Here is a 12,584-nt window from a genome sequence, read left to right on the forward strand (position 1 = left end):
CCAACCCAGCGTACAGTATTTTTTTACTGCCAATAATCCAGAATTAGTTTTCTATTGCTTGAGAATTTATGCCTGATGCCTCGACCCAGAAGTTCGTTAATTTCACTTAATGAAACACCTTACTACCATTGCGTATCGCGCTGTGTGCGGCGTGCCTTTTTATGTGGCAAAGATAAGTTCAGCGGTCAATGTTATGAGCATCGCCGTCAATGGGTGGAAGACCGCTTACTGCATCTGGCTTCAGTATTTGCCATAGATATATGCGCTTTTGCCGTTATGAGCAATCACACCCATATCGTACTGCATGTTGACGAGGCTCAGGCATTATCCTGGTCTACATTCGACGTAATCGTGCGCTGGCATAAACTCCATCAGGGCACGGTACTAACGCGTCGTTACGTCGATAGTAATGAGCGTGACTTACTATCTCCTGTTGAGCTTGCTGCCATTGAGGAGTCTGCCTCAATTTATCGGCAGCGCTTGTACGATATCAGTTGGTTTATGCGCTTACTAAATGAATTTATCGCCCGACAAGCCAACAAGGAAGATAAATGCACCGGCCGCTTTTGGGAAGGACGGTTTAAGTCGCAGGCATTGCTTGACGAAACCTCTTTAGCAGCCTGCATGGCGTATGTGGATTTAAACCCCATTCGTGCATGCATGGCAAAAACACCTGAGCAATCTCACCACACCAGTATTCAAGCGCGCATTCATGCAGCTAAAAAACATACCCAACCAAACGCCCTGCTCCCCTTCTCTGGCAACCCTCGCCAGAATATGCCAAAAGGTTTACCCTTTCGCTTGGAGGAATACCTTCAACTGGTGGAACAAACGGGCCGCTATTTTCACCCTGAAAAGCGTGGGCGCATCACTAGCGAAGTAGATATTTTGCAACGAGCGCGCATCGCTCAAGTAGATTGGAATTGGTTGGTTGCAGGAATTGAAACCAACTTCACAACTTCTATCAGTATGGAATTAGTAAAACAAAAATTAGAGAAGCAAAATTTGGCCAACACGAGTTAACCAACATACAAATCAGCTTCCTATAAATTTTCGCATTGAATCAATCTATTCAAAGCTTTCCCGCGCCCCTAGCCTTCCGTATTAACGAAAATACATGTTAAACATCGGCGCTGCTCATCAAATTACCGTTATTAAAACGTCGTTTATCCCTTAATTCTTTTAAAATATTACTGAAACGCCTTAACCACTAGAAATATTTTGGAGTGGGTGTCTTTGATCTTGCTAATTTACTTAAGTATCATAAAAGGCCCAAACAGCACTAGCCATCCACCAATACAGAAAGCTAGAGCCAATAGCTGCTGCTTGACATTTTGAGCTAAGTTTTGGGGCGTATATTTGGTGATATAAACATCTGCCACTTCTGGCGGATAAGTCTTATTTAATATAAGTAGTGGGACTATAAATATTGCTATCAATAGCACGCTAAACACTTCTTTAGGTAAAGATTTTGGAACTTTAGGCTCAAACAAAAAAACAAGGTTGAGCATAATCCCTAATACATAAGCACTGCATATCAAAGACAAACCCCATCGAGCTCTACTTGTTTTATTCTTGTAACTACTACCCACCGCCCAACGGCGGCAGATAGCAATTAACCAACCAAAAAACTCTTTAATCATTTGTACCTCTAAAACTTAGGCCCTATCCTTGGTGGTAAATTGTTATCAATATTAAATTGATTTTCCTTTACCTGATTTTCATAACTAATTCGAGATGCATCTAACAATGGCTCCCTAAATGTATAACCCAAGGCAACCGTTGCTCCAACTGGCCCTCCAAAAGTACCAATTGCACCGAATGTAAAATCTAGTCCCGTTTGAATAGCAAGATCCGTAGTTTCTGGAGATACTGAATCAAATGAGTACCCTGACCTATCGAAATCGTTGATCAAACTGTTACCAAGTTCAATACCTTGCAAAGCCGTTTGAGCGTAGAATACTTTCTGCCCTAAGGAGTCCAAAGTATCAGCGATCGATACCCCGTTGAACTTGCCAGCAACACCATTGCCATTGAATGCGATTCCTAAGTTTCCATTTGCAACGTTTTCTCCAGCACTTAGAACACTAAATGTCGGATTGTTTAAGTCTGTGTATATGGGCAAGCCACCCAATACACCAGTAGTTGCAGTTTGAGTCAGTCTGCCAAATTGGTCAGTATATCCCACTATAGAATCTGCTGTGTTAAACAAGAGTTTTTGTGAACTAAGTTCAATCCCTCCAAGTGGCAATTGAGACACCAAATAACCGCTTGTTAAACCCGTGCTCACATCTCCTGCTACATCTAACAGCCCTGCAAGCAAACCTTCGCTATTTAGATCATCTGGGAAAATATAACCGTCTCGCCAAGGTCTCGGAGTTGTTGGCAGTTCAATTAGACCGTTTCCACGCTCATTATTGTACTGAGCCAAATAGCTAGCATCTCTAATTGTATTCTGACCAGCAGTGGCGGCTATACGGGCATTCACTTGTGAGACTCGATCTCCAAGTACTCGAGCTTGCTCACGATACTGGTTAGCAGATGCAACACCATTTCTCGCAACTTGCAGGCCTAAACCAGTCATAGAGAATGGCGTGTATGGATCTGGCTCTGACAAGTCAAGCACAGCTGTAAACGCTTGAGTTCCGTCTTCTGTTATATAAGAGTCACCGCTTCGGGTGTTCAATGCGCCAGTTTCAGCTGTTAGGTTATTAGCACCTTCAACAACATTGTTGTTTGAAGTATTACCCCCTGACGTCGTACCTTCACCTTGATTGACAGAGCGCTGTCCACGCTCACCACCGCCAGATTGTCCATTCGTCGTACCGTTAGATTGAGACAAGCGAACTATGCTATTCCCCAACGCATTGCCAAAGGCATCGTCATTTCCGCTTCTTCTTTTTAACTTTTTCTCGTTCTGCAACTACTTTTTGGGCATAGGGCTGCTGGAGCAATGTTTCTCTGTTCCAGAAGAAGCGATAACGCACCCATAACTCCAAAGCGATGACAATGGCGGTACAAAACCCGACTACAACCCAGTAAGCACCGGCAATCATCACTCCGTAGAACATAAAAAAGAACAGCAAAAATCGTGGAAGGAAAGAGTGTATTCTGAGATCAGGATCGTCTATCTCAAATTCTTGCTGAAGACGATTTATCACTTCTTGTCGCAAAAAGTATTTGCGTAATGAATACCGGAGAGCTAAAAACAATATTATTGCAAGTACCCCCGTAGGTGCTGCAATATTTTTACTGTGAACCCGACCATACTCGTAGGGCCAGTTTTCCATCATCCAGCCCCACACATCGAACTCCATTGCCAATCTAAACAAAAGCCCTATAGCAAAGATCCCCAAATAATAGGTCATTGCCAATACTGTCCCTGTGTAAGGATTTTCTTCAGGTTTTCCTTCCTGAGCAAGCTGGGCCCCAAAATGAAAATCATACTCTAATAGTTTCATCTTAGAACTTCCCCGGTCCAAACGGCTTCCAGTTAGGATCTATCTGCTGGTTGGCATGAATCACATCGCCCTGAGCGTAGAATAGCTTGGTCCAGCCTGTTTTCACTTCACCCGCATGAGAACCGTATTGAACGGTATAATCTGGACTAAACTGAACGGCCAGATCGGCAGCAGTATAGGCGACACCAACCGGAGAAAAACGCCCCAGTGTCGATGCAAAACGGGAGACACCGGTCAGCCCGGCAGTGACATCCACACCAGCTTTACCAAACTCCCGGAAAGCATCCAAACCATCAAACCCTTCAGAGTTGCCATAGGTTTCATTCATTGCCGTCAATGCAGAAGTAAAGCCCCCTATCACACCCAGATTATTGCCAAATCCAGACATCCCTTTTGATAAAGGTGCCCAGTCTTGGGACGCCGTCAGCAGGGGATCAAAGGGGAACAGGTTCGCTTTGTTACCGATATTCCTGACCGTACCCCAACCCGTATCCAGCATTTTCTGAAGTCCAATGGCGTTTACAGTTGCGCCACCTACTGAAAGAGAGGCATCATTCAGCAAGTCCTGACGCCACTTATAATCCTGATCAACGATCGTCGGTTTATAATTTGGTAATTGATCTGAACCGATACCAAACATCTCATCCGACAGATAGTTCCCACCCAAAAAGTCTTTGAGCTGATCATCAGTCACCGTGAAATCAACGGTTGGAGTAGTAGTCCGCTGTTCGCTGAGCTGATAACGGCCTTGTTGTTGTGCAAACCCATCAATGCGCCCTTGCACACCTTTTAGTGTCGCTTTTCTGGCAAGTAAGTCACTGTTCTGATTCTGCAATGAGGCTAGGCCACTGTTCACAAAATCCAAACCAGCCCCGGAATTCGCAAAGGACGTCACTTCCTCAAACCCATTCACCGGCAGATTCTGCATCACCTGCTGACTGAGGTTTTCTGCCTGCTGAGTGGCGACTTGATCAATCCTGGCATTAAGACGGGTATCGACTGCCTGCTGGCCTATCGCGCCGATAGCATTGGACATTTTCTGCTGCTCAGCGACCCGGTCAGCATAGGACTGCTGCCCTGCTCTTACAACACTGTTCCCAATTGCATTGCCAAAGGCATCCACCAACACATCCTGATTATTCCAGCTTCCTTCATTATTGACAATCTTCTTCGTCGCATAGCCTGCGGCTGCACCCAGTATTGAATTGCCTACATCCATAAAGAAATTACCCGAACCTGACTCACCTACAATAGGCGAACCCAAGGCGGAACCCACAGCACTGGCTGCAACATTAGCCCAGCTAAAGCCAGATGGTTCATCTAATAGTTTGTTGGTTGCTGAAGATGCCAATACGTTTCCAACGCCAGCAATTGCCCGCCCTGTAGCATTCAGTGTCGCAGCGGCACTGCCTGCAGCTTTTGTGTTAGTGAGTAAATTGGTCAATTGTGTTTCAGATGCTCGTGCCCTGATTACTTATACCGCGAATGTCCTTTGGTCTGCCATTCCCATGGCCAGCACAAAAGGATCGGTCTGCTGTGTTTCAATAAAATCTTGCTTGCTGGCTATACCGTGCCATTTATGCTCGACCAGGCATTGGCCAATGGCACCGCCCAATGTAGTGCCAGGGCCGGTGACAATAAGTTTATCCGGTGCGAATTCCTTAAGAGCGACTTCGATGGCGGTGGAAAAATGATAGGGAGCTACGACTTGGGTACCCAACGTATAGCCCCACAGCGCCTGAGTGTCTGTCGAATGAGGGTGCCAAATGCGCCCCTCACCATCAATTAGGGGGAGCGATGGCTTATTAAACATATTGGATGAAAGTTCGTTTCTCGCCTGTTCGGCTATTTTTTTCAATAAGGGGGTGTGAAAAGCGGCGTGATTGAATAACCGCATGGGATAGGTATCGTCTATCCGCGGCAAACGTTGCTGCGCTAAGGATATGCCTTCTTCGTTACCACCCAGCACTGCGTAGCCACCCAAGGCGATGGATAAGTAAAGTTCAGTGTTACTGCTTTTTGTCTTTGCTTCTGCAAGTAAATCTGCAATTTGTTGGGCTTTATTATGATCATAATGCCAGTTTGCATCCGTCACTGGATAAATGAGCTGCCCTCCTATTACCCCATCTTTCATCATCGAGCCCATGGTGTTGATTAAGGTAGCGGCATCCGGTACGCGCAGTGCTTCAGCCACAGCTAAAGCTATATACCAACCCATGGAATTACCCGTAACGGCGACAATGTCGTATTTTTCACGGTCAATGTCAGCAAAGTCCCCTGCGGCGCAGGCATAGATCAAGGACGATGCATTCTCTCCCGCTGTGTGTTGAGCCAAATTATATCTGGCCATACTGTCAAGTTCTGTAACGGTAGGTTGCCCTCGTTCACGACGCTGTGTGTCAATGATATTGATGAGGTCGGTTTTATCCGCATGGTATCGGTGAAGATAGCCCAATTCCGTTTTATTATAAGTGCCACGTCCGGGGCAAATGACCACGGCGGTTTGTTTGCGATGATTCACGGCGTACTCCTATCCAACTGAGCGCAATGCAGGGTTCTTTCCAGTCATCTCTAACCCACACTCGACAATATGTTCTACCTTGGGTAACACTTCGTAACATGCTGTCCCTAACGGAATAAAACAATCTTCTGCAGTGATCCTCTGAATATGAGGCACACTGGTTGCGGCAGAATGGGACTCCACTATTAGAGTGGTTAGTGCTTCACTTATAGAGCCGGTTTTACGACATTCATCTACAATCAGAATCTGCTTATAGCCCTTTATTTCCTGTAAAATCCCCTCTTCGTTTAGGGGGGCTAACCAACGCAAATCAACAATTTTAATGTTCACGCCTTTTTCAGAAAGCGTTTTCTCTGCTTGCCGACTTAAATAGTATCCATTGCCGTAAGTGAGAATACACAGATCTTCGCCCTTGCCATAAACGCCCAGTTCGCCTAGTTCGATAGGGTCGGCCTGTGCGGGGGGCACATAATCGAAGGACCACAAATTATCGCCCTCCTGGTGAAGATCCTTTTTCATATATAAGGCGATTGGCTCTAAGAAGATAACCACCCGTTGTTGTTCCTGGGCAAGTCTGACACTAGTGCGCATCATTTCGACAGCGTCGGCCCCATTGGAAGGACACGCTAGAATTACGCCTGGAATATCGCGGAAAACCGCGAAAGAATTATCATTGTGAAAGTGACCACCAAACCCCCGTTGATAAGCCAGTCCCGCAATACGGATAACCATGGGGTTAGTAAATTGGCCATTGGAAAAGAAAGGTAAGGTGGCGGCTTCTCCGCGAATTTGATCTTCTGCATTGTGTACATAGGCTAAAAACTGAATCTCAGGGATGGGTATATAGCCATTATGCGCAAGCCCGATGGCCATACCCAATATGGACTGTTCGTCCAACAAGGTATCGATAACCCGCCGCGGCCCAAACTTGTCCAGTAACTTGGTGGTGACGTTGTACACGCCTCCTTTTCTGCCCACATCTTCCCCGAACAGCACGGTATTGTCGTAACTGGCCATAATATCCAGCAGCGTCCAATTTAATAGTTTGGCCATATGCTGTTTTTTTGGCAAATTATGTTTATCGTGGGCAAATAGCTCACTACGTTGTTCACTGGTTAAAGCTAGTGCGGATGAGGCCTGGCGATGAGTTGGAACAAGACTCCGTTTAACTTCGTCGGCGTTGGCCAGACGGGGTCGTTTAGCCGCTTCAACACTGACTCGTTCTACCCGGGCAGACACCGCCTGATAAAGATCAATAATTTCCGTACTGCTTAACGCGTCCGCTTCTCTTAACAGCCGCGCCGTATGTAAGAGCGGATCCTGAGCTTCAATTTCACCAATACGCTCTTCACTTCGGTATACAAATTCAGCATCGGAGCCGGCGTGGCCGAGTAACCTGACCGTGCGCATATGCAAAAACACCGGTTTATGATGTTTACGCGCTAAATGCATCGCTAGAATGGTTTTTTGGTAGGTATCCAGCACGTTTAACCCATCACACTGAATATATTCCATGCCCGGCCGCCCGGCAAAATTGGCATGTATCCATCCTTTAGGCGTCGCAGTAGAGATACCAATGCCGTTATCCTCACATAAAAATACAATGGGTAATGGCACCGACTGATATGCTGCCCATGACGCCGCATTAAACGCACCCTGAGCGGTAGAATGATTGGCTGACGCATCACCAAAATTACATAACACTACACCATCTTGCGGCATCACATGCGGCGCTGACACTTTACGGGAGAGTGTGACAGCAAAAGCGGCCCCCACAGCCTTTGGCAAATGCGATGCGATGGTGCTGGTTTGGGGAGGGATAAATAAGTCTTTACTGCCTAATACTTTATGTCGGCCACCGGAAACGGGATCTTCTGCTGAAGCACTGAAACTCAGTAACATGTCATATAATGGGGTTTGCCCAGGCAGTTGCTTACTGCGCTGGATAACAAAAGCACCACTTCTATAATGCAAGAATGCCATGTCGGTAGGACGCATCGCCATCGCAACGGCAGCATTTCCCTCGTGGCCTGCACTGCCTATAGTGTAAAAGCTATTACCGTCTTTTTGCATTAATCTGGATCGTAAGTCCAAATGGCGGCTCATGGCTTGAGATTCAAACACATCAATCAACTGCGCCTTGGACACCCCCGCGTCAGCGGCGGTTAATTGTATGTCTGACTGCGGAAATGTCTCATTGGCGACGGCGTCAATGAACTGCTGATCCAGCCGGGCATTACGATCTTGCATAGCTCTATCCTTACACCTGAGTTTAAGTTGCAGGCTGCTTACGCTCGAAGGGATAGAGCGTAAGCATTCAGTTGATTAAACTGAAAAAGCCTGCAATCCAGTTTGAGCACGGCCCAAAATCAACGCATGTACATCATGGGTACCTTCGTAAGTGTTGACCGCCTCCAAATTCATAACATGACGTATGACATGATACTCATCAGCTATCCCATTGCCGCCATGCATGTCGCGGGCAATGCGCGCAATCTCAAGCGCCTTGCCACATGAGTTGCGCTTGATCAGGCTAATCGCCTCAGGTGCCAGACGATTTTCGTCCATCATGCGCCCTGCCTGCACACATGCCAGCAAACCTGTGGTAATGTCTGTTTGCATATCGGCCAGCTTTTTCTGAATAAGCTGGGTGGCCGCTAATGGCCTGCCAAATTGTGTGCGATCCAAACAATATTGCCGTGCGGCATGCCAGCAAAACTCAGCGGCCCCCAGCGCCCCCCAGGCAATACCGTAACGCGCTTTATTAAGACAGCCAAAGGGCCCTTTCAGACCTGTCACTTCGGGGAACATGTTCTCTTCAGGAACAAACACATTATCCATGACAATTTCACCGGTAATCGAGGCCCGCAAAGAAAATTTACCTTCTATTTTGGGTGCGCTTAAACCGTCCATTCCCTTTTCTAAAACAAAACCGCGGATCACCCCATCCAGTTTTGCCCATACCACAAACACATCAGCAATCGGCGAGTTAGTGATCCACATTTTGCTGCCTGAGAGTTTATAGCCGCCATCAACTTTGGTTGCGCGGGTAGACATACTGGCGGGATCAGAGCCAGAATCCGGCTCGGTCAAGCCAAAACAACCCACCCATTCCCCAGTGGCTAATTTGGGTAAGTACCGCTGGCGTTGTTCTTCTGTACCATAGGTATAGATAGGATACATGACGAGTGAAGATTGCACGCTCATGGCACTGCGATAGCCGCTGTCCACCCGCTCCACCTCGCGCGCAATCAGGCCATACGCAACGTTATTCACCTCCGCGCAGCCATATTCAGCAGGCAGGGTACAACCCAGTAACCCCAGTTCGCCCATCTCGTTCATGATTTCGCGATCAAAGCGCTCGTGCCGGTTGGCTTCAAGCACCCGGGTCATTAGTCTGTCCTGACAGAATTGATACGCACTGTCACGCATCATCCGTTCATCTTCGGTCAACATAGAGTCCATTGACAACGGGTCTTGCCAATTAAATTCGGGTTTTGCTGAAGACATATCTTTACCTAATGAAAAAAGTTATGAGTAAGTTTTAACACGTTTTAAATGTTAAAAAAATGATAATAGCGGTTATACTGCTAGAGGAATAATATTAATTACCTTTAGTTGCTATAGTATTTACCTATGGATCTACGTAACCTTCAATACTTCGTATCTGTTTACGAGACCGGCAGTTTTAGCGCGGCGTCTAAACGCCAATACATCGCTCAACCTTCCATCTCGGCAGCCATAAAATTATTAGAAGAAAGTTTTTCTAAACCTCTATTTGTGCGCTACCCGCGCGGAGTGCGCCCCACCGAAGCGGGTCATCAACTTTATCCCCTCGCCCAGCAACTGTTAGGTCAGGCTGCTGCCATTAAATACTTATTAAAGGAAGAAAATCCAAAGCAACCGTTCAGGTTAGGATTGATTAAAGGGCTGGGTGTCGCCAGAACCAGTGATGTGCTGAAAAGGTTTACGTCTCAAGTGGACGCACTGGAATTGACTCTGGTGCCGCCTGAAGAGAAATGTGATGCAAGAATTATCAATTACGAATTACGCAAAGCCAATGAACATTTTGTTTCCATGTGGCAAGACGATTTTCAATGGGTCATGCCAATGGATCATCCGTTAAGCTTAAAAGAGCAAATTGAGATTACCGATTTAGCTGATGTCGCGTTCATTCAAAGAGAACCGTGCGAGGGCTGGAACTTCCTCAGAGAATTATTAAGTCAGGCGCACATTACTCCAGATGTAAGAGCACGCATTCAAACCATCGAATACGCTATCGGCTTAGTTAAAGCAGGGGTGGGCTGTGCCTTTATTCCCATTCCTGAGAGTGCTGAATATCTTAATGATGTCGTTTGCCGGCCGGTAAAAGGGGTATCGCTAACCCGCCATATTGGGCTGGCATTTAGCCAACGAAGTCCAGTGGTGGAAACCTTGATTAATTTAGTAAGTCAGACTTGAGTGCATGAATCCACTGACATTTTCACGTGCACTAAATACCTCCACTTGATAATCCATTGCTTAGGACACACATGGACAACTTTTCTGCCAAGCCTGATTTTTCAGTAAGGCGTCAGTAATCGCTACGCAATGCTATTCTATAACGGTTAAAAGATGCCGGTGGAACAGTCAAATACCGTATGCGGAGGCGCAAAATACCCCTCGATCACAATATTATTCAACAGGCTCGTAGACGTAATAATATTTCTCTGCGTGACGTCGATAATATTTGCTATTAAATTCCCTCTTCTGGCTAATCAATTCCCTTATCACTCCAGGCTCAGTCTCCCGATGCGCCACACGCGTCAATGGAATTGGCGGAACTCTTTTCATCATTAATTTTACGATAGTTTTTTCTCACGTTAATTCAGCCTTAATCCAAAGTTCGCTGAAGCTGCCGCTGCATTAACATAGTAATGCCTTAAGTTTGTTGAGGTAATTCAAAGTTATCAAAAGAGGTCAATCCCCATTAACCAGGCTATTGATTTAGCAGAAAATTTGCGTGGCAGATCCCGCCAACACCATGGCGCCGTTAATACTTATTTCCTTTATCAAACGGGCAATAAGCTGGGATTAAAGCTATGAAAACTGTAGGTGTTTATGAATAAAAGTTGGGTTTTGTTCTTTCCGGTGAAAAACAACATCCTTTAATTCTCAGGTACACCCCATCATGATACGGGTGTGAAACCATATTTCATTCCAGCGTTAACAAGGATTTGGTTAAAATGATAATTCTAATTTACGCCTATTATGACTATCAGCCAATTTACTCCAATTTATATAAGCTTTTGTTGATTCGTTACGAAAGGTAACAAAGGTTCACACGAGATATAATTTTAAACGGTAAGAAAGAATCTTTGAGAGACTAACAGCCCTCTCAAAGATTCGTATGACGACAATGACTATTTAAATACTGATAGTAATGATCAGCCCACTATTTAGTTGGGGACGTTAAGCTTACTGAAATATCTTTAGGAACGCTGCGACTTGCATTTAAATCTCTGATTTCAATGCGTCCAGGAATAACATAGCGATCAATCACACGCAGGGTGTCGGTTGCCCCATAGTGTTCTGTAAAAGCAGATAGCGTCATCCCATTACACACTAACCTTTCTCCCAACATTTTATAAGTTGGACCAACAATTTTAGTACCGGTTGAAAACTTTTCTACCGAGCGGTGTAGACCCCACCGATCATTTTCTGCAGAGGTGCGACAGACGGCAATTAAATCTTCTTCTACAAACTCAGGGTAACTTTCAGCGACGGCAGTGCCAGCAAAAATTGATAGTGAAATTGCAGAAAAGCACAACGGTATAATATTTCTATAACGCATGATTTTTTTCCTTCTTGTAAGAGACAAGGGGGACATTTGGATACAGCCCCAGAACAGACCTATTAAGTGTAAGAAGGAAACATAAATTTAACGCTGACAAAGCAATGAAACTTACCTGAAACATAATTAAGACCCAGATTCAGGCGTTTACTGTCAACCCCCTAAATATGACGACGAACGCATCATTTTATTGTCAGCTTTTGAACTAAAATGATATATGAACTCCGTAGGAGATCTTGATGAAAACTAACTCTGTACCCATTTCATTCGACCCAATAAGCCGCACAGTTAGTACCGTCTATGGAGAGAAGCTCGTACTATCACCTCAATGCGCGGTTTTACTCAACCTTTTGCTTGAAAATAATGGCGACGTCTTAACCAGAAGTGAAATGCGCAAGCGTATCTGGAACCATTGTGTAGTAAGTGAAGACATGATTAACCACCTGGTGAGCAGGCTGCGAAAAGAGCTGGCTGCGTTACCGGATGACCATGCATGGAAAATTGAAACCATCCCTAAAATAGGTTATCGCCTGCTAGTAAGGGAAGACTCAGCGCACGATTTACAATACTGGTGGCATCGGTGTAAAACCTGGTTTTCAACTATGCATTAGAGTGTGTTTAATAATAAAAATAAGAGAAGAAAAAACGGGGGATATCAGAAAGAGAAGTTGGTCGGTGTGAGAGGATTTGAACCTCCGACCCCTGACACCCCATGACAGTGCGCTACCAGGCTGCGCTACACACCGACCGAAAGAGCGGACAAGTGTAC

Annotated in this window: 11 protein-coding genes and 1 tRNA gene; 3 read left to right on the forward strand and 9 right to left on the reverse strand. The window is 45.6% G+C overall.

Features of this window, described 5'->3' with window-relative positions; translation table 11 throughout:
* Positions 1-75: 75 nt before the first annotated feature.
* On the forward strand, positions 76-1,023 hold the full coding sequence (locus OPS25_RS07190; protein ID WP_265616975.1) for a transposase: 948 nt from the start codon (positions 76-78) through the stop codon (positions 1,021-1,023).
* A gap of 227 nt (positions 1,024-1,250) precedes the next feature.
* Here OPS25_RS07190 and OPS25_RS07195 read toward each other — a convergent pair whose 3' ends face one another.
* The 7 genes from OPS25_RS07195 to OPS25_RS07225 form a co-directional block, all read right to left on the reverse strand.
* Entirely contained in the window at positions 1,251-1,643 is a 393-nt protein-coding gene (locus OPS25_RS07195) for a hypothetical protein (protein ID WP_265616977.1), read from the reverse strand.
* Positions 1,644-1,651: 8 nt separating this feature from the next.
* Complete coding sequence (locus tag OPS25_RS07200) at positions 1,652-2,923, reverse strand: hypothetical protein (RefSeq protein WP_265616979.1); 1,272 nt, start codon at positions 2,921-2,923, stop codon at positions 1,652-1,654.
* Positions 2,883-3,461: a hypothetical protein gene (locus OPS25_RS07205; RefSeq protein WP_265616981.1), complete on the reverse strand. Its 579-nt coding sequence runs from the start codon at positions 3,459-3,461 to the stop codon at positions 2,883-2,885. The genes OPS25_RS07200 and OPS25_RS07205 overlap by 41 nt, the downstream gene beginning before the upstream one ends.
* Before the next feature lies 1 nt (position 3,462).
* Positions 3,463-4,905: a hypothetical protein gene (locus tag OPS25_RS07210; protein WP_265616982.1), complete on the reverse strand. Its 1,443-nt coding sequence runs from the start codon at positions 4,903-4,905 to the stop codon at positions 3,463-3,465.
* A 30-nt stretch (positions 4,906-4,935) separates the two neighbouring features.
* Entirely contained in the window at positions 4,936-5,982 is a 1,047-nt protein-coding gene (locus tag OPS25_RS07215) for an ACP S-malonyltransferase (protein ID WP_265616983.1), read from the reverse strand.
* A 9-nt stretch (positions 5,983-5,991) separates the two neighbouring features.
* Positions 5,992-8,232: a dehydrogenase E1 component subunit alpha/beta gene (locus OPS25_RS07220; RefSeq protein ID WP_265616984.1), complete on the reverse strand. Its 2,241-nt coding sequence runs from the start codon at positions 8,230-8,232 to the stop codon at positions 5,992-5,994.
* A gap of 75 nt (positions 8,233-8,307) precedes the next feature.
* Complete coding sequence (locus OPS25_RS07225; RefSeq protein ID WP_265616985.1) at positions 8,308-9,492, reverse strand: acyl-CoA dehydrogenase; 1,185 nt, start codon at positions 9,490-9,492, stop codon at positions 8,308-8,310.
* Positions 9,493-9,618: 126 nt separating this feature from the next.
* Here OPS25_RS07225 and OPS25_RS07230 point away from each other — a divergent pair, with 126 nt between their 5' ends.
* Positions 9,619-10,443, forward strand: a complete 825-nt coding sequence (locus tag OPS25_RS07230) for a LysR family transcriptional regulator (protein ID WP_265616986.1) — start codon at positions 9,619-9,621, stop codon at positions 10,441-10,443.
* Between the two features lie 973 nt (positions 10,444-11,416).
* Here OPS25_RS07230 and OPS25_RS07235 read toward each other — a convergent pair.
* Complete coding sequence (locus OPS25_RS07235) at positions 11,417-11,815, reverse strand: hypothetical protein (protein ID WP_265616987.1); 399 nt, start codon at positions 11,813-11,815, stop codon at positions 11,417-11,419.
* Between the two features lie 239 nt (positions 11,816-12,054).
* Here OPS25_RS07235 and OPS25_RS07240 point away from each other — a divergent pair, with 239 nt between their 5' ends.
* A complete protein-coding gene (locus tag OPS25_RS07240; protein ID WP_265616989.1) occupies positions 12,055-12,426 on the forward strand; it encodes a winged helix-turn-helix domain-containing protein in 372 nt (123 codons plus the stop codon).
* A gap of 58 nt (positions 12,427-12,484) precedes the next feature.
* On the opposite strand, the gene OPS25_RS07245 is transcribed toward OPS25_RS07240, so the two are convergent.
* Positions 12,485-12,561 (reverse strand) — tRNA-Pro (locus tag OPS25_RS07245).
* Positions 12,562-12,584 lie beyond the last annotated feature (23 nt).

The organism is Alteromonas aquimaris (assembly GCF_026183695.1).
GTDB classification, from domain to species: Bacteria; Pseudomonadota; Gammaproteobacteria; order Enterobacterales; family Alteromonadaceae; genus Alteromonas; species Alteromonas aquimaris.

Bases quoted from the DNA above. Each gene is read 5' to 3' on its own strand.
- OPS25_RS07230 (WP_265616986.1), top strand. From the start codon at position 9,619: ATGGATCTACGTAACCTTCAATACTTCGTATCTGTTTACGAGACCGGC.
- OPS25_RS07240 (WP_265616989.1), top strand. From the start codon at position 12,055: ATGAAAACTAACTCTGTACCCATTTCATTCGACCCAATAAGCCGCACA.
- OPS25_RS07220 (WP_265616984.1), bottom strand. From the start codon at position 8,232: ATGCAAGATCGTAATGCCCGGCTGGATCAGCAGTTCATTGACGCCGTC.
- OPS25_RS07205 (WP_265616981.1), bottom strand. From the start codon at position 3,461: ATGAAACTATTAGAGTATGATTTTCATTTTGGGGCCCAGCTTGCTCAG.
- OPS25_RS07195 (WP_265616977.1), bottom strand. From the start codon at position 1,643: ATGATTAAAGAGTTTTTTGGTTGGTTAATTGCTATCTGCCGCCGTTGG.
- OPS25_RS07225 (WP_265616985.1), bottom strand. From the start codon at position 9,492: ATGTCTTCAGCAAAACCCGAATTTAATTGGCAAGACCCGTTGTCAATG.
- OPS25_RS07190 (WP_265616975.1), top strand. From the start codon at position 76: ATGCCTCGACCCAGAAGTTCGTTAATTTCACTTAATGAAACACCTTAC.
- OPS25_RS07235 (WP_265616987.1), bottom strand. From the start codon at position 11,815: ATGCGTTATAGAAATATTATACCGTTGTGCTTTTCTGCAATTTCACTA.